This is a genomic window from Nocardia sp. NPDC059229, assembly GCF_042754165.1.
GTDB lineage: Bacteria > Actinomycetota > Actinomycetes > Mycobacteriales > Mycobacteriaceae > Nocardia.
In genome coordinates this window covers 244,154-264,280 of the sequence record NZ_JBHZAK010000006.1, presented here as the reverse complement: position 1 = coordinate 264,280, position 20,127 = coordinate 244,154, and the positions used below count along the sequence as shown (strand labels likewise).

The following is a 20,127-nucleotide window of genomic DNA, read 5'->3' as shown; positions in this document are numbered from 1 at the left end:
CCATGGCCGTCTTCGCCGTCCACTACGTCTACTCCGAGGCCACCGTCCCCGGCCGCGACATCCACCGGCCCGACCACCGGGCCTGGCTGAACAGCCTGGTCGACGCGGGCACCGTGCTCACCAGCGGTCCGTACCCGGACGGGTCGGGCGCGCTGATCCTGGTCCAGGCCGACGACCTGGAGGCGGTGACCACGCTGTTCGAGAACGACCCGTTCAACCGCGAGGGTCTGCTGACCGACAAGCGCATCGTCGAATGGCAGCCGACCATGGGCGCGTTCGTGTCCTGATCAGGCTTCGACCGCCTCGCGCCGGCCGGAGTCGGCGCTGCGGCGGATGACGTCCAGGACGCGATGCATGTGCAGGCCGGTCCCGAAGGACGGGACCAGGTGGAGGTTGCGGCGGAGGTCGCTCGCCAGACGGTCGTAAAGCCTTGCCACATTGCGGGATTCGATCGGCAGCGTCGCGAAGGGTCCGGCCTCCTCGGGGGTCAGGTCCTGCCACGCGCCGCCCGGGCCGTTGGATCCCAGCAGGCGCAGGTCGCTCATCTGGATGCCGCCCGCTCCCGAGGGGCCGTCGCCGACAATCACCAGATCGCCGTCGGTGCCGGAGATTTCGATGCGGGTGCGGCCGTCGGTGACCTTGCCGTCGTGGATGTGAGCCGATACCGGTATGCCGGTGTCGGTGCGGCCGGTCAGCAGCAGGTGGTCCGGGCTGGTGACCGATACCCGCTCGCCGGTCTCGTCGATGACGGCGAGCGGGTGGCGGATCGCGAGCTCGGCCGAGACCTCGGTGAGCGGGCCGACCAGGGATTCGACCGTCGCGAGGGTGTGACCGCCCGCGACCTCCAGCATTCCCGCGCCATTGTCGCGGTCCAGGGTGTAGGCCGCCCACTGCGGGATGCGGCCGCCCGCGCCCTTGCCGCGGGCCGCGTAGACCGTGACCGAAACCACCTTGCCCACATAGCGACTGTTGACCATCAAGGTTCGCGCGCGCTGGACGGCGGGGGCGAGCCCGGCCTGCAGTCCGACGACATGCAGCCCGGGAACGTCGGCGGCCGCGGCCACGATGGCCTCGGCTTCGGCGGTGGTCCGGGTGAGCGGCCATTCGGAGTAGACGTGCTTGCCCGCGGCCAGCGCGGCGCGGATCAGTTCGGCGTGCGCGGGGACCTTCACGGTGATGACGACCAGGTCGACGTCGGGATGCTCGGCCAGTTCGCGCGCGTCGGTGAAGGCGTGGTCCGCGCCGAAGCGGCGGGCGGCGCGTTCGGCGCTCTCGCGACGGCTGGTACCGACCGCGGTCAGCTCGTAGTCCGACAGGGCCTGCAGGGCCGGGACGTGGGCGCGGGTGGCCCAGCCCCGGTCCGGGTTCGCGCCGATGATTCCCACTCTGATGCGGTCCGACATCACTCACTCCTCCATCAAGCGGACTCGATGCGTCCGCTTTGGACGCTAGTCAAACGGACTCGGAAAGTCCACTTTTGCTAGAGTGCGGTCATGACAGCCGTCGATCGCCTGCTGGCCCGGGATGCCGCGCCGACTCCCCGCGCCGATGCCCGCCGCAACCTCGAACGGCTGGTCACGGCCGCGCGGGCAGCAGTGGCGGAGGTCGGGGTGGCGGTCACCGCGCAGGAGATCGCGCAGCGGGCCGGGGTGGGCAAGGGGACCTTCTATCGACGGGTGCCCTCGCTCGACGCACTGCTGACGGCAGTGCTGGAGGAGGTCCTCGACGAGGGCATCGCCGCCGCCGACCGCGCCCTCGCCCAGCCGGACCCGTGGCAGGGGTTCACCGAATTCGCCGGCGTGTACGTGGGTTTGCGGGCGGAGAGCTGCGGGGTCAACGATGCACTGGGCGGCGCGGGCAGCGGCGAGGTGGACCGCTGCATCGGCGATCTGCGCGACCGGCTGCGCGAATTGGTCGGCAGGGCACAGCAGAACGGCTCGATGCGGGCCGATATCGCCTGGGAGGACGTGGCTTTCGCGCTGGCCGGGGTCGGCACCGCCGATCACACCGTCGGCCTGCGGGCGGCCCCGGATCAATGGCAGCGCACGCTGCGCATCGTGCTGGACGGGCTGTCCGCACGCCGGTGACGACCGGTCCGGCGGTGGCGCACTACGACCGGCGGTCTACCGTCGATCTCGTGCGATCGGATGATGCCACGGCTCTGTCCAGGTTCCGCGCCGCCCGGGTGGCGCGGCTGGCCACCGCCGATGCCATAGGCGTGCCGCACCTGGTTCCCGTCACGTTCGCGGTCTCCCCCGCCGATTCGCCGCTGCTGGTGGTGATCGCGATCGACAACAAACCGAAGACCACCACCGATCTCCGCCGCCTCCGCAATATCGCCGCCAACCCTCGCGTCTCCGTCCTCGCCGATCACTACGACGAGGACTGGAGCCAGCTGTGGTGGACGCGTCTCGACGGCATCGCCGACATCCTCGACGACACGGTGGACCGTGAGCTGCCGCTCGGCTGGCTGGTCGCCAAATATCCGCAGTACCAAGCAGATCCGCCCACGGGGCCGATCATTCGGATCGCGGTCGACTCGGTGCGCGGCTGGTCGTACGCCCGATGACGTAGCCGCTCGCCAGGATGTGGAGCAGGACATAGCAGCCCGCGTAGGTCGGCACTGTGATGTACGCGAACCACACCGAGTTGTCGGCGCGCGGCATCATGAACAGGCCGATTCCGATGGGGTGCGGCGAATCCTCCATGGGCGGCCGGTCGGAGAAGGTCCACCACCAGCTGAAGGCGACCAGGACGACGACGGTCGGGGCAAGCCAGGTCCAGCGGGTAGCGGCGGTACGGGCGTGATGCCAGGCGAGAATCAGCAAGGGCACGAACCACACCCAGTGGTGGCCCCACGAGAACGGTGACGCGCACGCGGCGGTCATGCCGGTGACCGTGATCGCCAGCAGCTCCCGGTGGGCGCGATGGGCAAGCGTCGCCGCGGTGAGCCCGAGGGCCACGACCGGGAGCAGCGCGAGGAGCCACATCCAGGTGGGCGGCTGGAACACGGTCGCTCCGAACGCATTCGACGCGTAGCGCTCGACGTCGAAGAACCGCAGCAGCTGCGCGAGCAGCCCGTTGACGGACTGGTTGCCCGGCGAATCGACCGCCCCGACGCGGCCGGCGGCGGTGACCTGTCCGCGCCAGTACGAGTACGCGTCGGCGGGCCGGGCGAGGAAGCCGAGGGCGATGGTCGCGGCGAACGCCCCGGCCGCCACGCCCAGCGTCCGCCATTGCCGGGTGCAGGCGAGATAGACGAGGAAGAACGCGGGTGTCAGTTTGATCCCGGCCGCGATGCCGACCCCGAGACCGCGCAGCCGGGCCGCCGGCGGGCGGGTGAGGTCCCAGACGATGAGCAGGACCAGGAAGACATTGATCTGCCCGAGCCAGATCGTGGACCGCACCGGTTCGAGCACCGTGGAGATCACCGCCAGCACCAGTGCGAACATCCAGGTGCGCAACGTATTCGGGTATTTCAGGGTGCGCAGGCAACACCCGGTCAGCGCAATCAGGGCCAGTACGATCGCGGCGGACCACAGCGCCTTGGCGGTGACCAGGGAGATGCTCGTGAGCGGAACGAAGACCAGGGCCGCGAACGGGGTGTAGGTGAACTCCATGCCGAACACGACGGGCCCGTCGTAGAGCCCGGTCCGATTCCGCAGGGCCGCTCCGCCCGCCTGATACACGTCCAGATCGAGCCCGTTGTTGAACAGGCCGTAGTACGGATTGCCGATGGGTATGGCGAAGACGTGCCACAGCAGCGCGGCCACCATGAGGATGAGCCCGCCGACCAGCATCCGGTCGGTGACACAGGGTTCGGTGCTCCGGCGACCGATCCGGATGATATCGCGCTGCCCGGTGAACTCCTCGGCAAACTCCTTGGCCCCCAAAACCATCTGGCTACCATAACCAAGCCCGCCTCGGCGGATCCTCCCAATCACGGTGCTACACCACGGTTCTCGCGGCGGAACCGGCTGCGATCAGCTCGTGGGCGCCGGCTCGGTGGTGGTCGATGTCCCGCAGACCGCGGGCGGGCTGCCCTGCACCCGCAGCAGGTCGCAGAAGGTCTGCTCAGTGACCTTCCCAGCCGCCGTCGACGTGCAGCGCCGTGCCATGGTGGCTGAGCAGCAACGGAATTCCGTGCTTCTTGATGGTGAAGGTCACCGCGGCGACGCGAACTCTCCGCTCTTCGGCGGTAAAACCGCTGGGAAGCACGGGTATTCGGAAGGCGGGCAGACTGTTAGGGTCGGCGGATGAGCGATGGCACGCAGCTTCGGATCGGGATTCTCGGTGCGGCGAATATCGCGCCGACGGCGCTGATCGGTCCGGCCGGGCGAAATCCGGAAGTTGTCGTGGCCGCGGTCGCGGCACGGGACCGGGCACGGGCGGAGGAGTTCGCCCGCAAGCACGCGATCGGGCAGGTCTACGGCAGCTACGAGGCGCTGGTCGGGGCGGACGACCTGGACGCGGTGTACATCCCGCTGCCGAACGGCCTGCACGGGCGATGGATCCGCGCCGCGGTCGAGGCGGGCAAGCATGTGCTGTGCGAGAAGCCGTTCACCGCCGATGCCGGAGAGGCGCGGGAGATCGCCGCGCTGGCAGGCGCATCGGATCGGGTGGTGATGGAGGCGTTCCATTACCGCTATCACCCGCTGACGCAGGCGGCCGAGAAGATCATCGCCTCAGGTGAATTGGGGACGCTGCGGCGGGTGGAGACCGCGCTGTGCTTTCCGCTGCCCAAGTTCTCCGATATCCGCTACAACTACGACCTCGCGGGCGGGGCGCTGATGGACGCGGGCTGCTACGCCGTGCACATGGCCCGGACCTTCGGCGGTGAGCAGCCGGAAGTGGTCGCGGCGCAGGCGAAGTTGCGCGATCCGCGCATCGACCGCGCCATGACCGCGGAGCTGCGCTTCCCCTCCGGGCACACCGGCCGCATCCGCTGTTCCATGTGGTCGTCGGATCTGGTCCGGATCAGCGCCACGGTGATCGGCGATCGCGGCCGGATGCGGCTGCTCAATCCGGTGGCGCCGCAGTTCGGGCACGTGCTGTGGCTGAGCACCGAGAATGGCCGCAGCCTGCGGCAATTCGGGCGGCGCGCGTCGTACGACTATCAGCTCGACGCCTTCGCCGGGGCGGTGCTGCGGGACGAGCCGATCCCCACCACGCCCGCCGAAGCCGTCGCGAACATGAGCGTCATCGATGCCGTCTATCAGGCGGCCGGTCTGCCGCTGCGCCGGCCGAGCTGACATTACGACCGCCGCTCCGGGACTGGGCGGGCCCCCGGCTGCCGAGCGCGGAGCGCGAAGGCACACCATGTCCGGTGTGAATACCCAGACTTGCGACGTCATTGTCATAGGGGCCGGGCCGGTCGGCGAGAACGTCGCCGACCGCACCGCCGCGGCCGGGCTCGGCACGATCATCGTCGAGTCGGAGCTGGTCGGCGGCGAATGCTCCTACTGGGCTTGCCAACCCAGTAAGGCGCTGCTGCGCCCGGCCCTGCTGTACGGCGAGGCAGTGCGCTTCCCCGGGGTCGGCGCCGCGGTCACCGGGCCGCTCGATACCCGCGCGGTGCTGGAACACCGCGACCGCATGGCCTCCGACTGGAACGACCACGGCCAGGTCGAATGGGTCGACAAGGCCGGTATCTCACTCCTGCGCGGCCACGGCCGGCTCGACGGGGTGCGGCAGGTGACGGTGCGGACCCCCGACGGCGACACGGTGCGATTGCAGGCCCGGCACGCGGTCGCGATCTGCACCGGCAGCCGCGCGGCACTGCCGCCACTGCCGGGACTGGATGCACTGCGGCCGTGGACGAGCCGGGAGGCCACCAGCGCGTCCGAGGTTCCGGGGCGGCTGGCCATCGTGGGCGCCGGGGTGGTGGCGACCGAAATGGCCACGGCCTGGCGGGCACTCGGCTCGCAGGTCACGCTGATCGCGCGGGGTGCGCGCCTGCTGGACCGGATGGAACCCTTCGCGGCCGACCTGGTCGCCGATCGGCTCCGGGCGGCGGGCGTGGACCTGCGGTTCGGGCGGACCATCGCAACGGCCGAGCGGGCGGGTGGGCCCGATGACAGCATCCACCTCACTCTCGACGACGGTGCGCGGATCGTCGCGGATGAACTACTGTTCGCGACCGGTCGCGCGCCACGCACCGCGGACATCGGCCTCGACACCGTCGGACTGGCCCCGGGCGCGTGGCTGGCCACCGACGACACCTACACGGTGACCGCCGTCGACGGCGAATGGCTGTACGCCGCAGGCGATGTCAATCATCGGGCGCTGCTCACCCATCAGGGCAAGTATCAGGCGCGCATCGCGGGCGCGGTGATCGCCGACCGGGCCCGCGGCCGCACGCTCGAGACGGGTCCGTTCGGACGGCATTCGGGCACCGCCGATCTGGTCGCCGTGCCGCAGGTGGTGTTCACCGAGCCGGAGGTCGCGGCGGTCGGGCTCACCGCCGCGGAGGCCGCGCGCCAGGGCCGGGCCGTCGATATCGTCGACTACGACCTCGGCCGGGTTGCCGGTGCGGTGCAATACGATCCGGACTATCGCGGCCGGGCCCGGGTGCTCGTCGATCCAGAGCGCGGTGTGCTCGTCGGGGCGACGTTCGCCGGGGGCGGGGTGGCCGAGCTCCTGCATTCGGCGACCATCGCCATTACCGGCGAGGTCCCCATCGACCGGCTCTGGCACGCGGTGCCCGCGTACCCCACGATCAGTGAGATCTGGCTGCGGCTGCTGGAAACCTATCGCGATCAACAACATTCGCAGGTGCAGGCCGCCGGGGACTCGGCGTCCTGACCAAGGGTCGCGGAATCCCTAGTTGCACCACCGATTCCGGCGCCGGGCCACGGTGAGGCCCGGCGCCGGAGGCGTTTACAGGGAGCCGCGTTGCCGCAGGTTCCCCGCACGGTCGAGCTCGACGACGGTGTCGATGCCGATCCGGTGCAGGAACGGGTAGTCATGGCTGACCACCAGGATCGCGCCGCGATACTCGCCCAGCGCCTCGACCAGTTGATCGACGCTGGCGATATCGAGGTTGTTGGTCGGCTCGTCGAGGATCAGCAGCTGTGCCGGTGGATCGGCCAGGAGCAGGCGCGCCAGCGACACCCGGAAGCGTTCACCGCCCGACAGCGTCGAGACCGGGCGTTCGACACTGCTGCCGCGAAGCAGCAAGCGGGCCAGCTGATTACGGATCGTGGCCGGTGCGGTGGTGGTGGCCACCGCGTGCACATTGTCGAGCGCGCCGGCCTGCTCGTCGAGATTGTCCAGGCGTTGCGGCAGGTAGCCCACCCGGTCGGTGAGCAGGGTGCCGCGTTCCGGGTGGCGGCCGCTGAGCAGGTGCTCGATCAGCGTCGACTTGCCCGCGCCGTTGGGGCCGATCAGGGCGACCCGTTCCGGGCCCTGGATGACGATGGTGCGGTCGCCGTCGCCGAGTTCCGCGATGCGGCGGCTGCGCGGCACATCGGGGTCGGGCAGGTCGAGATGGATGTGCTCGTCGCGACGGACCCGCGCGGCCGCGGCGTCCAGGACATCCTGGGCGGCACGGACTTTGGCGTCGAGCGTGGTGCGCATGGCCCCGGCCGAGCCCTGCGCCCGGCTGGCCCGGTTGCCCGCGAGGATGCGCGGAATGCCGCCGTCCCGCTGCGTCGCACGCGCGGTGCGCTCGCGCCGGGCCAGCTTGGTCTCGGCCTCGATGCGCTGCCGCTTCTCGACCTTCAATGCCTGCTCGGCGGTTCGCGCCGCCTGCTGGGCCGCGGCCTGTTCCTGCTCGACGTGCTCCTGCCACGCGCTGTAGGGACCGCCGTACACCTCGAGGGTCGCGCCGTGCAGTTCCGCGGTGGCGTCCAGGCGCTCGAGCAGTTCCAGATCGTGGCTCACCACGACGAGCGTGCCCGGCCAGGAATCCACGAATTCCGCCAGCTTTGCGCGGGTTTCGCGATCGAGGTTGTTGGTGGGCTCGTCGAGCAGCGTGATCGGGGTACGCCTGATCCGCAACCCGGTGACGGCGATGAGAACGGCCTCACCACCGGAGATCTCGCCGACCCTGCGGTCGAGATCGGCTGCGCTGAAACCGATCTCGTGCAGCATTTCGTCGGCGCGGGCTTCAATGTCCCAGTCGTCGCCGATCGTCTCGAAGTGCTTCTCATCGGTGTCGCCGGCCTCGATCGCCCGCAGGGCCGCGAGTGCGCCCGCGATACCGAGCAATTGCGCGATGGTGTCGTTCCGGGCGAGCGTGAGGTGCTGCGGGAGATACCCCACGTCGCCGCTGGTTTCCACCCGCCCCGAGGTCGGGGTCAGGATCCCGGCGATCAGACGCAGCAGCGTGGACTTCCCCGCGCCGTTACGCCCCACCAAACCGGTACGCCCGGTGGTGAACACACCATCGACCCCCGCGAGAGCGACGGTCCCGTCGGGCCATTCGAATGACAGATTCTGCAGCGTGATCGCTGCTTGCATGGATGAAGACATGTGTCGACAGACTCTTCCTGCTCATGGGATTACCGACGCCGCCGACACACACCAGAAAGCAACGGCCCATTCCCGATTCGGAACGCCGTGCAGCAGGTGTGATCGCAACGCCGCCTTCGAGTAGGCGGCTAGAGTCTGTCGACCTCGATGAGCATCCGGCCACCCTACCAGGCCCCGCACCACCCAGGTCGACGGCAATCAAGCCGTCGTGACCGCAGCACCCCGCTGACAGTCGTCGAGCTTCAGAATGAATCGCGGCAGGTGGGGATCGGTGGCGGGCAGGCCGTCCGGGTCGAGGTCCCACCACTGGCCGCCGTCGAACTCGGTCGGGTCGAGCGGATAGTCGCGGGTGCGGTCGCCGCGGATCACGTACCAGAGCGACACATCGATGTGGCCCGCCGCCTGCCCCACTGTCGTTGTCCGGGTGAGGAACAGCGGATGCTCCCCGGCCAGGTCGAAGACCGGTTCGATGCCGAGTTCCTCCCCCGCCTCGCGTCGGGCGGTCTCCCGTGGATGCTCGCCGGCCTCGACGTGGCCGCCCATCGGCAGGTGCAGACCCGCCATGCGATGTCGGCCGAGGAAGATCCCGCGCTCGCGGGGATCGACCAGCACCACATAGGCGACAAGATGCGGTGACGGCGTGGCGGGTTTGACGCGCCGGAAGATATCGTCGGTCGACGCGAGCCACTCCAATGTGGTTGCGCGGTGCTGCCGTTCGAGTTCGTCGAAGGGCGTGATCGCCGCGACGACATCCGCGACCATGGCGGTAGCAGGCTGCATACCGGCGAACCTACCTCTGGGGTACGACACCGAGGGGACGGGCCTGTTCCCGCTCGGGCGGACGATCGTCCAGTCCAGATTGCTGGCGCGGACGAGTGTCTCCATCCGCCGCATCTCGTCGTAGAGGGTCTTGCCCAGCACTCGAGTCACATAGGGCAGCAGTACGCGGTTGAACAGGATTCCGGCTTCGGAGTACGGGCGCGGGTCGACTCCTGTCGAACTGACCACGGCGAGCCTGCGCACCCCATGCCGTTGGTTTTGGCGGTTAACGATCGGGTTCGGTGGGACGACATCAGGGCAGCGGATCCGTTGTGGATCGTGGTCGGGGTGATTCGGGTTCAAGGTCAGGGGCGACCTATGCGCAGCACACATGTCAGCCGTCGGTCGATCGCGTTCGCGCTGGTGGGGCAGCGGGCGGGGGTGACCGTTCTCGGCGTCCTCACCTGTGCGGCGGCGGTTGCGGGCTGCACGACGACGTCGACGGTTTCGCCCACCAGCCAGCCATCGACGACGGCTGCCGCCACCGCGACGACTACTGTCCCGGGCTCGGTACCTGAAACAACCCTCGTGCCGACAACGTCATCGGTGGCCGAGCCCCCGGTCGTGCCGACTCGGGCACCGTCGAAGCAGCCGGAGTCGAGCACCGAACCGCAAGCCGGGAAGACATTTCCCGGTGAGGGCCTCACCGCTCAGCAAGCCCGTGACCTGCAGCAGGGCGTGGACAGCGGGCACCAGCCGTGGCGCCTGGATCGCGTCCAGGTCGCAAAGGCCTTCGTGCAGCAGCGATTCGGATGGGCCACTGTTCAGGCCGCCGCGGACGGTCCGACCAGCGTCGTGGTCACCAATCAGGACGGCAGCAAACTCACGCTGCAGGTCGGTCAGCCGGTAACACAGGGCAGCCGAGGCATCTGGGTCGTCGACAGCGGCGCCTGGGACTGACTCCAGCGGGAAGGCACTCGGCACCGGCGCGTTCACATATCGGCGGGCGCACACAAATTTGCTGATTCCTGTTCGTACACAACATATTTCGGTCCGCGCACGGTAGGGAACGGCCGACAGCAACCGGTTTCGGGAGCGCGCAATCGGGAACCCGATGGACAGGGCAGTGTACGAACCGGAAGGAGCGCGCTCCTATGCCACCACGCAATCTCCACCCCGAAACGGTCCGTGAGCCACCCGCGGGCGCCACGGTGCCGACTCTCCTGGACGGTGTGTCGTGGCCCGGCTTCGCCTTGCTGCTGGCCGGTGTCATCGCGCTGGCGATGACGCCCGGTAGCAGCTGGACCGATCTGTGGGCCGCCGCGGCCGCGATCGCACTGATCGTCGGCGTCGGCTGGATCGCTGTCGAACATCGGCGGTACCTGGCTCGGCGCGAGCCGCCGACGGCTGGAACGGGAACGATGGGCCGGAAGCCCAACGTGACCGATCGAGCCCCGGACCGGTCTGCGTCGGCTCGGGGCTCGCTCGGGGGTAATCGCCCATGATGATCGCTCAGCATGTTTGACGGCTCTGGACAGTACCGGGCCGGAGTGCCGCCGATCCAGAGCTGTGGCCTGAGACACGCACACTGTCCAGTGGCTGTTGCCGCTGCCGCCCGGCGGAAGGCGGTCACGGGTGGTCGAGCAAGATAGGTGGCGATTTCCCCGAGGTACAAGGAGAAGTAAGTGCAACGCATCGGCGTGATCGGCGGCGGCACCATGGGTGCCGGCATCGCCGAGGTGGCCGCCCGCGCAGGCGGGTCGGTCCTGGTTCTCGAGCGTGACACCGCGGCGGCCGACGCCGCCGTCTCACGCATCGAGAAGTCCCTGGCCCGCGCGGTCAAGTCCGGCCGCCTCGAGCAGGCCGCGGCCGACGAGGCCCGCGCCCGCATCACCCTCACCACCTCGATCGACGACTTCGCCGACCGCGAGCTGGTCATCGAGGCGGCCCCCGAGATCGAGACGCTGAAGACCGAGTTCTTCGCCAAGCTGGACGCCATCGTCTCCCCCGAGACCATCCTGGCCACCAACACCTCGTCCATCCCGGTCATCCGGCTGGCCAATGCCACCGCCAACCCGGGCCGCGTCGTCGGTGTGCACTTCTTCAACCCGGTCCCGGTGCTGCCGCTGGTCGAGATCGTGGTGACTCTCAAGACCGACCGCGAGGTCGTCGACAAGGTCACCGCCTACGCCCGCGACATCCTCGGCAAGCGCACCATCGAGTCCAAGGATCAGGCCGGCTTCATCGTCAACGCCCTGCTGATCCCGTACCTCTGCAGCGCGATCCGCATGTTCGAGACCGGCTTCGCCAGCGCCGAGGACATCGACGAGGGCATGGTCAGCGGCTGCGCCCACCCCATGGGCCCGCTCCGCCTCACCGACACCGTGGGCCTCGATGTCACCCTCGCGGTCGCCGAATCCCTCTACGCCGAATTCGGCGAGCCGCAGTACGCGCCCCCGGTGCTGCTGCGCCGCATGGTCGACGCGGGCTACCTCGGCCGCAAGACCGGCCGCGGCTTCTACACCTACTGACGCCGTAAGGGCCGCCGCCGGGCAACCGGCGGCGGCGAGCACCTAGCGTGGTCGGCATGACCGGCAACGAGCTCGGCGATTTTCTGCGCGCCCGCCGCGCGGCACTGCGTCCCGAGGACATCGGGCTGATCTCGCACGGCCGCCGCCGGGTGGCGGGGCTGCGCCGCGAGGAGGTCGCCGAGCTCGCCGGAATGAACAACGACTACTACACCCGCCTCGAGCAGGGGCGGGAGCGCCACCCGTCGGCGCAGATGCTGGAGGCGCTGAGCGGTGCGCTGCGACTGAACGAGGCTGTGCGCGAACACCTCTACCGCCTCGCGGGGGTGGCCCCGCCCGCGCGGCAACCGAGCCCGGACGAGACGGTCAGCCCCACGCTGCGCCGCATCGTCGACGGCTATCCGGCCGCACCGGCCCTGGTGCTGAACCCGGCCATGGACATCCTCGCCGCCAATGCCATCGCCCGCGCGTTCTTCTCCGGATTCCCGTGCGTCGACAATCTGGCCCGCATGACTTTCCTCGAACCGGCCGCTCGCCGGTTCTGCGTCGACTGGACGTGGACGTGCCAGGCCATGGTCGCGGGCTTCCGGCAGGCGGGGGCGTTGTATCCGGGCGATCCACGCCTGCGTCACGTGGTCGCCGAACTCACCACGGCCAGTACCGAATTCGCCGAGCTGTGGCATTCCTACACGCTGTGCACCGCGACGACCGAGCCCCGGGAGTTCTGCCATCCCGACGCCGGTCAGCTGTTCCTGACCTATGAGTCCTTCGATGTGCGCGGCGCCGCGGGCCAGCGGCTGATGGTCTATCAGGCCGAGCCCGGCAGCCCGACCGCCGCACGCCTGGTACGCCTCGGTGCTGCGCGAGCCTGGGTATAACGCACCCAGGCAACCGATCGGTTCTGGTACCTACCATCACCGACCGTGAAGCCATTCCCCCACACGCACACTCGGCCGCATCGGATCGCCACGGCGGGCGCGACCCTGCTCGCGGTGGCGGCCGCCGGTCTGGCCGCGCCGGGAACCGCGCGGTCCCAACCGGTTTCATGCCCAGCTGTCACCGTATCGACCGTTGCCACCGCGGTGATCCCGTTCGTCGACTGGGCCGAGAACCTCGGATTCGACGCGCAGGGCAACCTGTGGGTCGCGCGGCTGTACCGGAATGACGTGCAGCGCTACGACAGTGCAGGCCGGGTCACCGCGACCGTCCCGGTCAGCTCGCCGGGCGCGATCCGCCTCGGACCCGATCAGCTGCTGTATGTCGTCTACGGCGACAACTCGGTGAACCTGCTGCCCGGCCGTCACGACAGCGGTGTCGTCCGTTTCGACCCGACTGCCGCCACACCGGTTCCCGAGACCTTCGTCGGCGGCCTGAGCATGGCCAATGGTGCGGCCTTCGACACCGAGGGCAGCCTGTACGTCGCCGATACCGGGTCCGGGGTGGTCCGGGTCCGGCGCGATGGCACCGTCGACACCGAGTGGTCGGCACAGGCGAAGATATTCGGCGTCAACGGCATTGCCGTCCATGGTGATTCGATCTACACGACGGTTTACCTCACCCCGCAGGGCAGGCTCGTCCAGATCCCGATCGCCGACCCGTCCCGCCAGAGCACCACCACCGACACCCCACTCGCCGACGACCTGGCGGCCGGCCCCGGCGGATTCCTCTACACCGCCACGACGTCCGGCACCCTGCTCCGCGTCGACCCCGACACCCACATCAGCTGCTCGCTGTTGAGCAGGGACCCGCTGGCCGCGGTAGCGACAGTCCCCGGCTCAGACCGGGATCTCATGGTTGCCACCGGCCGCGGTGACGTGCTTCGCGTACGCCTCGACGACAGAGTCGGGTGACTCCTGCCGGCAGGAGCCGGCTCCGCCGGCGGTCTGTGCGGGCGCGTCGTGGGAGGTTCAGGGCCGCCGAGCGGGTCCGTCCGGCGGTGGAAGATCGCGGTCGCTGCCGCTGTCCGGTGCGGATCCCTCACCCGCGGCGGGTCCGATTCTGCGCGGTCGAGCTACGGGTCGAATACCGGTGACCGGGGCATCGTCACCGGCTCGCTTGCGCCGCACGGCGCCGAGGTCGATGACACTCCCATCCTGCTCGGCACTACCCGAATCGTTGACCGGAGCGGGGTACGGCCCCGGGCCGGGGTCGACCGGCCACCACCCGGTCTCGCGCTGCAGCTCGGATCGCAGCACCGGCCTGGTCGGTGCCGGATCGTAGACCGAGCCGCCTTCCGGACGCCACGGCTGGTGCGGACGCTCGACGGCTTCTTCGTTCTTGCGCCGCGGGCGACGCGGCAGCCTGGTGATCTTCGACGAGCCATCCCCGGCGTCAGCGTTGCCGCGCTCGGCAGCCTTCAATGCCTCCAGCTGCCTGCGTAGCCGTTCCACCGCATCGAACCTGTTCCCGCCGGGTCCCGGCAGGGATCCACGTCCTGGTACTTCCCGATCCGACATCGACCTAGCCGCCGACGGGTGCCGCGGCACCCGCTCCCGCCACGACCGCCCGAATGCCGAGCCGGTCTCCGAACTTCTTCTTCATTGCGTCGCCCACGCCCCCATTCTCCCTCAGTCCCGCCGCAGCCGTTTCGCCCGCTCGGTTCCGGCGTTTCCGAGCACACTTTCCGATACGAATCTGGCCAGTGGGTGGTTCGCACCTGGGCCTGGCGATCGAGGGTTGATCACTCGCGCCGGTCCGGGCTGTCGGCCGCGCACGTTACGCGAGGTTCGAGAGCGGCAACTGCTCGCGCAACGCACGGGAATCCCGATCGCCGAGGCGTTGGTCAGGCCAATCCCTAACCGGCGCGCGCCTTTCGGACCTCGGCGCTGTGCACACGTCCGCGGAGCAAGCGAACGTAGCCGCTGTGGACGCTCCTCGGCGGCGTGCCCGGAATCAAGGCCGTCTCCGCGAGGTCGAGGGAGTCTTCCAGCAGGGCGTCGTGCAGCCATCGCCACACGAGTGGCCAGGCGAGCCGGTCCTTTCCGTGCGTCCGCATCACCAACTCGTGTGTCAGGCGGGTGTGCGTGGCATCCACTTCTTCCACGACGAATCCGTGCGTTCCGTCGAAGCCGAGCGGGCGACGGAAGCGGAACAGCACCTCACGTCCCGGAACGTACTTCACGCAGGTGTACCGGATCGGACCATGGCCGCCCGACGCGTCGACTCCCAGTGGCCGATCGAATCGCATCGCGGGCCATCGATCGACCGGCCACAGCCGGTCGTCGTCGGTCGCCAGCGTGTCGAGTAGCCGGCCGACTGCCTGGGCATCGGCCGCAATCACCCGGCTGTGGACGTTGCGAATCATGATTCCTCCATTTAGCGATTACTCTCCAATTCCAATTGGAGGCTACTCTCTAGAACGTGTCGAGGAAACCTGCGCACAACGCGGACTCACTACTGGACGCCGCGGCGAAAATCGCTGCGGCAGCAGGCGCCGGCGCGGTCACGATGAGTGCGGTCGCGGCGGCCGCGAGCGCCCCGAGTGGCTCGATCTACTACCGATTTCCCGACCGGGCGGCACTGCTGGCAAGCCTGTGGCTGCGCACGGTCGATCGCTTCCAGAGCGGATTCCTCGCGGCCCTGGAAGTCGATCCGCCACAGGAGGCCGCCGTACAGGCCGCGCATCACGTCATCGACTGGTCGCTCCACCACCCGACGGACGCGGCAGTCCTGCTCGCCGGACCGGAGTCGTTCGGATCCGCACAGTGGAGTGCCGAAGCCCGCGAGGCGGCCGCGGCCCGGCAGGCCCGGCTGAACGACGCCGTGCGGAATCTGGGCGATCGCCTGCACTACCGCAGTCGAGCCGACCGCGAACGCCTGGCGCTGCTGATCATCGAGTTGCCGTACGCGGCCGTGCGCCGCAGCGCACGCAATCCCGATGCCGACCTGGCCGGGACCGCCGAGGCCGTCGACCGGATCGTCCGTGACGCGTTGACTCCCGAGTCGCCGACCGCGACCGGGGACTGACGCACCGGTCGGCGCACGGCGATCAGGCGAAGGTCGTGTGCATCTCCCAGATCAGCAGTTCACTCGGCTCGACAGCGGTGACCCGATGGCCGCCGGTGGCGGTCAATCGCACGGCGTCGCCCTGGGTCAGCATGCCGGAGCCCTCGAATTCGACACTCCCCCGCGCCACGAAGACGTGGCCGTAGGGCGCGTCCGGAATCTGCACCGTATGGCCCGGCTCCAGGCGCGCCGCGTGCAAGGCCGCATACCTGTTTCCGATGACGATCGCTGTACGGTCGCGGTCGCGTGGGATGCCCGATGCGACGGTGATCAGCGAGTTCCCTGCCAACTCCGCGGTGATGTCCCGCTCCTGGTATCCGGGCGCGGCTCCGGGCTCGTGGGGTGGCACCCACATCTGGACGACGTGCAGGCGCTGCCGCTCCAGCAGGCCGGCGCCGTTGCGCTCCGAATGCAGAATCCCGGTGCCCGCGCTCATCCGCTGCGCCATACCGGGATGAATCAGACCCGAGTGACCCGCCGAATCCTGGTGGACCACCGTCCCTTCCAGCACCCAGGTCACGATCTCCATGTCACGATGCTGATGGGTGTCGAACCCCTCGCCGGGGTCGACGATGTCCTCGTTGTGGATCATCAGCAGCCCGTGGGCATTCGCCGCCAGATCGAAATTGCCGGTGGCCGGAAAGGACTGCCGGGAATCGAGCCACTCGTTCCGCCAGCGCCCGCGATCCGCGCCCGGCACAACCCGAACACCCGCTTCGCTCACCGCCACCGCTCACCTCCGCAACCGATCCCTCCCGCCTCTGTAACCCCGCGGGCGAACCAGCATTCCCGACCGTGACGTCGAAGCGGGCTCCGCGGATCGAGTGCTGAACGGGTCACCGTGGCAGCGGCAGCAATTCGACCAGGGTGCCGCGGCCGGTTCCCGGAGGGAGGAGTGCCAGGGCGTGGGCGTTCAGGAGGTTGGCCAGGTGTGGGGTGCCGACGGCGCCGATGGCCCGCCACACTCCGCCTTCGACCTCCCGGACGGGCACGATACGGGTGCGGTCGTGGTCCGGGGTCGCCGCGTCGGCAATGCGGCCCCAGGACACCGCCGGATCCTGGCGGCCGGTGAGGATGTGCGCCAAGGCCCGGCCGGTCACCAGTGTGGCGGCGACGGCCGAAACGAAACAGGTGACGTACGACAGGGAAATCATCGCCTGAGCTGGGTGGATTCCAGGTTGAAGCTGCTGGTAGCCTGACTGCTCGAAGGGCACTTCTGTGCCGACACTGAAGCCCCGGCTCATCCGAGCGGGGCTTTTCTCGTTCTAACCCTCAAGCCCTCGGCGCTCGCCGGGGGCTTTTTTGCGTTCAAAGGAGATACGTTGTCCGCGTTCATTTCTGCTGCGGCGCAGTCCGGAGGCTGGGTCATCGTATGGCTGCAGCTGCCCCTGCTGGTGGTTGCAGCCGCGGTCCTGGTGGGCTCGGTCATTGCGTTGATCCGCGCTAGGCCAGAGGATATTCCGAGTGTATTCGGCATGCTCACAACGGGTTTCGGGCGCTGGCCAGAGTGGTTCCGCCGGAACAGTGCCCACGAGCGCGAATCCGCGGCACAGCTGGAAATCGAACCTCTGCAAGAGACTGCGAAGGAGGAGTGGTGAGCAGACGCCGAAACACCCAGCGGCGCCCAGTCGAAGACCGTGCCACCGACCTAGTCGAATACGAGACTTTCGACGAACAGTTGCAGGTTGTGCTGGCGGTGGCGTGGCCTGACTCGCGTGATTTTGGGCCTGGGGCGACACTGTGAAGCTGATCCAGATGGTCGAAAAGGCCCAAAGACACATCCGGACGTCGCGAACTCCGCTCACGCCAGCCGATCTCGATCGACTCCTGCGCCACGCCGATTGGCTGCCCAGCCCCACCGTGGCGGACCTGCACAACGACGTTGCCACGCTGATGCGGTGTCCGGTATCGGCTCACGGCTGGACCCTGCGGCCCCCGGCCTCACTCAACGCCGACATCCCCCAGTGTGCGCACTGCCCATGTCCGTTACCGCGCAAGAACACTGGTCGCCGTGCGAAGTACTGCACTCCGTAACACTCGCAAGCCGCTACCGCTTGCTCTAATGGTCAGCCTGAACACCCGATAACACGGTGCGTTTCGCCTGTGCCGCCGACGGGCGACCTTATCGAGGTCGCCCTCTTTTCCTGCGTTCCCGGGCTACGGCTGGTCGGTGGTGGATGGCAGGGTAGGGAGATGGAGAACAACGGATGAGCCGCGGTGTGTTGGTGACAGGGGCTTCGCGGGGGATCGGGCGGGCAATCGCGATGGCGTTCGCGGAGAACGGTGATCGGGTGGCGGTGCACTACTCGTCCGGGCAGGCCGAGGGCGAGGAGACTTTGCGGCGGTTGCCAGGTGACGGACATGTGCTCATCGACGGGGATATCAGTTCGCCGGACGCGGCCGAGGGGATTGTCGCGGCGGCCGTGGAGGCACTCGGCACCATGCATGTGCTCGTCAACAATGCGGCGGTGAATCTGGCGCATCCGCTCGCGAAAACCTCATATGCCGAATGGCAGGAGACTTGGCGCAAGACCGTGGACGTCAACCTGATCGGTACGGCGAACGTCTCCTATTGCGCTGCCCGCCACATGATCGACAAGGGTGTCCCCGGCCGGATCATCAATATCGGCTCCCGTGGCGCGTTCCGCGGCGAACCCGACTACCCCGCCTACGGCGCCACCAAGGCGGGCGTCCACGCCCTCGGCCAATCGCTCGCGGTCTACTTGGCTCCTTACGGAATCGCGGTCGCGTCGGTGGCACCCGGCTTCGTGGCGACCGAACGCGTCGCCCACCGCGTCACTGACGGTGTCCGGGCCCAGAGCCCCTTCGACCGCGTCGCCCAACCCGAGGAAATCGCCTCGGCCGTACGCTATCTCGCCTCCCCGGAAGCCACTTGGAGCTCCGGCGCGGTCCTGAACGTCAACGGAGCGTCATACCTGCACTGAATCTCACCGGTCATTCGGGTAATCAACAGGAATCGTGTCACCAGCGGCAAAACGAGCGGATTCAGGCAGGTAGCGGCGGCTGATCCCAATAGCCCTGTGTGGCTACCGTTCTCGTCGGCGGTCGGGTCCGAGCTCGGTGCGGTGGTCCAGGGCGTAGACCCGGCGCCCCAACACGGCGAAGGCCTCCCGGCTCAGCTTGTCCAGCTCGCCGCGGCGGGTGTCGGCGGGGACGGCCGCTACCGCCTGGTCGGGGGCGGCCAGTTCATTGCGCAGTTCGTCGTCCAGCGCTCACTCCACTTCCGGCCACCCGACGACCCGACCGTCGCCGCCATCATGATCGGCCCCGGCACCGGTGTCGCCCCTTTCGTCGGATTCCTGGAACACCGGCAGGCACGCGGCGACCAAGCCCCCAACTGGCTGTTCTTCGGCGAGCAACACCGGGCCACCGACTTCTACTACAGCGAGGAACTCGAACAACTACAAAAGCAAGGAATCCTCACCCGCCTCGACCTCGCTTTCTCACGCGACCAGCGCACCAAGGTCTACGTCCAGGACCGCATGCGCGAACGCGGCGCGCAACTATGGAAGTGGATCAACTCCGGTGCCCACTTCTATGTCTGCGGCGACGCCGCGCGCATGGCCAAGGACGTCGACACCGCGCTGCGGGAGATCGTCGCTCATCACGGCGACATGGATGCCGACGACGCCGATGCTTACGTCAAGAAGCTCGCCGCGGACAAGCGCTACGTCCGCGACGTCTACTGAACCCACCGACCTGGTCCGAAACAGTCACCTCCGACATCCGAGAATCGCACTTGCGGTGTATCAGGGCCGGTAGAACCTCATCCGCGGAAGAATCGGCTCTCCGGCGCCGCACATTCGCCTACGCTTGGTGAATGAACGTGCCGGACCTACCAGCGGAACTGGTCGATCTGATCGGCCAGTACGAGTTCGCCTTCCTGGTCAGCATCGGCGAGCTCGGACCGCACACCACTCCGCAGCACCCCACCCTCACCGGCGGCAGCTTCACCATCACGGCACCCGGACCCGTGACCTGCCGCAATATCACCGCCAACCCGGCGGTCACCCTGCTGTGGCCACCATCCGCCTCCGACGGTCACGCCCTCATCATCGACGGCCACGCCACCCTGCGGGACTACACCCTCGAGATCGCGCCGACCCTGGCCGTACTCCACCACACGGCCACCTCGACCGCGACATCACGGCGATGCGCGGACTGCCGGCGCTTCAACCTCGCCCCGCCCACCCAACTCAGCCGCCTCGGCCAACTCCCCCGCACCGGAAGCTGACCGCCGAACCTCCACCCCCAACTCCGAAAATCGTTTTACCGCTTCGGATCCCGTCGCTACCGTAGTTCCACCACTTCCACCCGACGACACCGGAAAGGCGGCCCC

The 20,127-nt window shown here is 68.6% G+C and carries 22 protein-coding genes and 1 pseudogene; 15 read left to right on the top strand and 8 right to left on the bottom strand.

What is annotated here, in order from left to right; translation table 11 throughout:
- The first annotated feature begins 2 nt into the window (after nucleotides 1-2).
- Nucleotides 3-287 (top strand): YciI family protein, encoded by a 285-nt coding sequence (locus ACFXHE_RS16725; protein WP_354839554.1) that lies wholly within the window; start codon nucleotides 3-5, stop codon nucleotides 285-287.
- Here the strand turns inward: ACFXHE_RS16725 and ACFXHE_RS16720 are convergent, their stop codons facing one another.
- A complete protein-coding gene (locus tag ACFXHE_RS16720) occupies nucleotides 288-1,403 on the bottom strand; it encodes a Gfo/Idh/MocA family protein (protein ID WP_379383894.1) in 1,116 nt (371 codons plus the stop codon).
- Nucleotides 1,404-1,493: 90 nt separating this feature from the next.
- Between ACFXHE_RS16720 and ACFXHE_RS16715 the strand changes: the two genes are divergently transcribed.
- Together ACFXHE_RS16715 and ACFXHE_RS16710 are read left to right on the top strand one after the other, a co-directional pair.
- Nucleotides 1,494-2,087: a TetR/AcrR family transcriptional regulator gene (locus ACFXHE_RS16715; RefSeq protein WP_379383892.1), complete on the top strand. Its 594-nt coding sequence runs from the start codon at nucleotides 1,494-1,496 to the stop codon at nucleotides 2,085-2,087.
- 50 nt (nucleotides 2,088-2,137) lie between these two features.
- On the top strand, nucleotides 2,138-2,569 hold the full coding sequence (locus tag ACFXHE_RS16710; RefSeq protein WP_379383891.1) for a TIGR03668 family PPOX class F420-dependent oxidoreductase: 432 nt from the start codon (nucleotides 2,138-2,140) through the stop codon (nucleotides 2,567-2,569).
- On the opposite strand, the gene ACFXHE_RS16705 is transcribed toward ACFXHE_RS16710, so the two are convergent.
- Complete coding sequence (locus ACFXHE_RS16705; RefSeq protein ID WP_379383890.1) at nucleotides 2,520-3,899, bottom strand: glycosyltransferase 87 family protein; 1,380 nt, start codon at nucleotides 3,897-3,899, stop codon at nucleotides 2,520-2,522. The two genes, ACFXHE_RS16710 and ACFXHE_RS16705, sit on opposite strands and share 50 nt — an antisense overlap.
- 357 nt (nucleotides 3,900-4,256) lie before the next feature.
- Here ACFXHE_RS16705 and ACFXHE_RS16700 point away from each other — a divergent pair, with 357 nt between their 5' ends.
- A complete protein-coding gene (locus tag ACFXHE_RS16700) occupies nucleotides 4,257-5,252 on the top strand; it encodes a Gfo/Idh/MocA family protein (protein ID WP_379383888.1) in 996 nt (331 codons plus the stop codon).
- Nucleotides 5,253-5,319: 67 nt separating this feature from the next.
- Complete coding sequence (locus ACFXHE_RS16695) at nucleotides 5,320-6,804, top strand: dihydrolipoyl dehydrogenase family protein (protein ID WP_379383887.1); 1,485 nt, start codon at nucleotides 5,320-5,322, stop codon at nucleotides 6,802-6,804.
- Nucleotides 6,805-6,879: 75 nt separating this feature from the next.
- On the opposite strand, the gene ACFXHE_RS16690 is transcribed toward ACFXHE_RS16695, so the two are convergent.
- Together ACFXHE_RS16690 and ACFXHE_RS16685 are read right to left on the bottom strand one after the other, a co-directional pair.
- Nucleotides 6,880-8,475 (bottom strand): ABC-F family ATP-binding cassette domain-containing protein, encoded by a 1,596-nt coding sequence (locus ACFXHE_RS16690; RefSeq protein WP_379383885.1) that lies wholly within the window; start codon nucleotides 8,473-8,475, stop codon nucleotides 6,880-6,882.
- Between the two features lie 198 nt (nucleotides 8,476-8,673).
- The gene (locus ACFXHE_RS16685) at nucleotides 8,674-9,483 is read right to left on the bottom strand and encodes an NUDIX domain-containing protein (protein WP_379383883.1); all 810 of its coding nucleotides are present in this window, start codon (nucleotides 9,481-9,483) and stop codon (nucleotides 8,674-8,676) included.
- A 129-nt stretch (nucleotides 9,484-9,612) separates the two neighbouring features.
- On the opposite strand from ACFXHE_RS16685, the gene ACFXHE_RS16680 reads away from it, so the two are divergent.
- The 5 genes from ACFXHE_RS16680 to ACFXHE_RS16660 all read left to right on the top strand — a co-directional run bounded on the left by ACFXHE_RS16680 (nucleotide 9,613) and on the right by ACFXHE_RS16660 (nucleotide 13,612).
- Nucleotides 9,613-10,194, top strand: coding sequence for an acyl transferase (locus ACFXHE_RS16680; protein WP_379383881.1), 582 nt, complete (start codon nucleotides 9,613-9,615; stop codon nucleotides 10,192-10,194).
- Nucleotides 10,195-10,388: 194 nt separating this feature from the next.
- Nucleotides 10,389-10,739 carry a hypothetical protein gene (locus tag ACFXHE_RS16675; RefSeq protein ID WP_379383879.1) on the top strand — a complete coding sequence of 117 codons (351 nt, stop codon included), beginning with the start codon at nucleotides 10,389-10,391 and terminating at the stop codon, nucleotides 10,737-10,739.
- Nucleotides 10,740-10,919: 180 nt separating this feature from the next.
- Complete coding sequence (locus ACFXHE_RS16670) at nucleotides 10,920-11,765, top strand: 3-hydroxybutyryl-CoA dehydrogenase (RefSeq protein WP_354839518.1); 846 nt, start codon at nucleotides 10,920-10,922, stop codon at nucleotides 11,763-11,765.
- Nucleotides 11,766-11,821: 56 nt separating this feature from the next.
- Entirely contained in the window at nucleotides 11,822-12,640 is an 819-nt protein-coding gene (locus ACFXHE_RS16665; protein ID WP_379383877.1) for a helix-turn-helix transcriptional regulator, read from the top strand.
- A 45-nt stretch (nucleotides 12,641-12,685) separates the two neighbouring features.
- Nucleotides 12,686-13,612: an SMP-30/gluconolactonase/LRE family protein gene (locus ACFXHE_RS16660; RefSeq protein WP_379383875.1), complete on the top strand. Its 927-nt coding sequence runs from the start codon at nucleotides 12,686-12,688 to the stop codon at nucleotides 13,610-13,612.
- Between the two features lie 57 nt (nucleotides 13,613-13,669).
- Here ACFXHE_RS16660 and ACFXHE_RS16655 read toward each other — a convergent pair whose 3' ends face one another.
- Together ACFXHE_RS16655 and ACFXHE_RS16650 are read right to left on the bottom strand one after the other, a co-directional pair.
- A complete protein-coding gene (locus ACFXHE_RS16655; RefSeq protein WP_379383873.1) occupies nucleotides 13,670-14,152 on the bottom strand; it encodes a hypothetical protein in 483 nt (160 codons plus the stop codon).
- Between the two features lie 404 nt (nucleotides 14,153-14,556).
- A complete protein-coding gene (locus tag ACFXHE_RS16650) occupies nucleotides 14,557-15,066 on the bottom strand; it encodes an SRPBCC family protein (RefSeq protein WP_379383871.1) in 510 nt (169 codons plus the stop codon).
- Between the two features lie 56 nt (nucleotides 15,067-15,122).
- Here ACFXHE_RS16650 and ACFXHE_RS16645 point away from each other — a divergent pair, with 56 nt between their 5' ends.
- Nucleotides 15,123-15,728 carry a TetR/AcrR family transcriptional regulator gene (locus ACFXHE_RS16645; RefSeq protein ID WP_379383869.1) on the top strand — a complete coding sequence of 202 codons (606 nt, stop codon included), beginning with the start codon at nucleotides 15,123-15,125 and terminating at the stop codon, nucleotides 15,726-15,728.
- A 22-nt stretch (nucleotides 15,729-15,750) separates the two neighbouring features.
- Here ACFXHE_RS16645 and ACFXHE_RS16640 read toward each other — a convergent pair whose 3' ends face one another.
- Together ACFXHE_RS16640 and ACFXHE_RS16635 are read right to left on the bottom strand one after the other, a co-directional pair.
- The gene (locus ACFXHE_RS16640) at nucleotides 15,751-16,491 is read right to left on the bottom strand and encodes a pirin family protein (protein WP_379383867.1); all 741 of its coding nucleotides are present in this window, start codon (nucleotides 16,489-16,491) and stop codon (nucleotides 15,751-15,753) included.
- Nucleotides 16,492-16,603: 112 nt separating this feature from the next.
- Nucleotides 16,604-16,921, bottom strand: coding sequence for a hypothetical protein (locus ACFXHE_RS16635; RefSeq protein ID WP_379383866.1), 318 nt, complete (start codon nucleotides 16,919-16,921; stop codon nucleotides 16,604-16,606).
- Nucleotides 16,922-17,089: 168 nt separating this feature from the next.
- Between ACFXHE_RS16635 and ACFXHE_RS16630 the strand changes: the two genes are divergently transcribed.
- The 4 genes and pseudogenes from ACFXHE_RS16630 to ACFXHE_RS16615 all read left to right on the top strand — a co-directional run bounded on the left by ACFXHE_RS16630 (nucleotide 17,090) and on the right by ACFXHE_RS16615 (nucleotide 20,022).
- Nucleotides 17,090-17,365, top strand: coding sequence for a hypothetical protein (locus ACFXHE_RS16630; protein ID WP_379383864.1), 276 nt, complete (start codon nucleotides 17,090-17,092; stop codon nucleotides 17,363-17,365).
- Nucleotides 17,366-17,974: 609 nt separating this feature from the next.
- Entirely contained in the window at nucleotides 17,975-18,712 is a 738-nt protein-coding gene (locus tag ACFXHE_RS16625) for an SDR family NAD(P)-dependent oxidoreductase (RefSeq protein ID WP_379383862.1), read from the top strand.
- Nucleotides 18,713-18,991: 279 nt separating this feature from the next.
- Nucleotides 18,992-19,477: pseudogene (locus ACFXHE_RS16620) on the top strand (reductase); the annotation flags it as partial.
- A 131-nt stretch (nucleotides 19,478-19,608) separates the two neighbouring features.
- Nucleotides 19,609-20,022, top strand: a complete 414-nt coding sequence (locus tag ACFXHE_RS16615) for a pyridoxamine 5'-phosphate oxidase family protein (protein WP_379383860.1) — start codon at nucleotides 19,609-19,611, stop codon at nucleotides 20,020-20,022.
- The last annotated feature ends 105 nt before the right edge of the window (nucleotides 20,023-20,127 follow it).

Bases quoted from the DNA above. Each gene is read 5' to 3' on its own strand.
- ACFXHE_RS16725 (WP_354839554.1), top strand. From the start codon at position 3: ATGGCCGTCTTCGCCGTCCACTACGTCTACTCCGAGGCCACCGTCCCC.
- ACFXHE_RS16720 (WP_379383894.1), bottom strand. From the start codon at position 1,403: ATGTCGGACCGCATCAGAGTGGGAATCATCGGCGCGAACCCGGACCGG.
- ACFXHE_RS16715 (WP_379383892.1), top strand. From the start codon at position 1,494: ATGACAGCCGTCGATCGCCTGCTGGCCCGGGATGCCGCGCCGACTCCC.
- ACFXHE_RS16705 (WP_379383890.1), bottom strand. From the start codon at position 3,899: ATGGTTTTGGGGGCCAAGGAGTTTGCCGAGGAGTTCACCGGGCAGCGC.
- ACFXHE_RS16700 (WP_379383888.1), top strand. From the start codon at position 4,257: ATGAGCGATGGCACGCAGCTTCGGATCGGGATTCTCGGTGCGGCGAAT.
- ACFXHE_RS16695 (WP_379383887.1), top strand. From the start codon at position 5,320: ATGTCCGGTGTGAATACCCAGACTTGCGACGTCATTGTCATAGGGGCC.
- ACFXHE_RS16690 (WP_379383885.1), bottom strand. From the start codon at position 8,475: ATGTCTTCATCCATGCAAGCAGCGATCACGCTGCAGAATCTGTCATTC.
- ACFXHE_RS16680 (WP_379383881.1), top strand. From the start codon at position 9,613: ATGCGCAGCACACATGTCAGCCGTCGGTCGATCGCGTTCGCGCTGGTG.
- ACFXHE_RS16675 (WP_379383879.1), top strand. From the start codon at position 10,389: ATGCCACCACGCAATCTCCACCCCGAAACGGTCCGTGAGCCACCCGCG.
- ACFXHE_RS16665 (WP_379383877.1), top strand. From the start codon at position 11,822: ATGACCGGCAACGAGCTCGGCGATTTTCTGCGCGCCCGCCGCGCGGCA.
- ACFXHE_RS16650 (WP_379383871.1), bottom strand. From the start codon at position 15,066: ATGATTCGCAACGTCCACAGCCGGGTGATTGCGGCCGATGCCCAGGCA.
- ACFXHE_RS16635 (WP_379383866.1), bottom strand. From the start codon at position 16,921: ATGATTTCCCTGTCGTACGTCACCTGTTTCGTTTCGGCCGTCGCCGCC.
- ACFXHE_RS16625 (WP_379383862.1), top strand. From the start codon at position 17,975: ATGAGCCGCGGTGTGTTGGTGACAGGGGCTTCGCGGGGGATCGGGCGG.
- ACFXHE_RS16615 (WP_379383860.1), top strand. From the start codon at position 19,609: ATGAACGTGCCGGACCTACCAGCGGAACTGGTCGATCTGATCGGCCAG.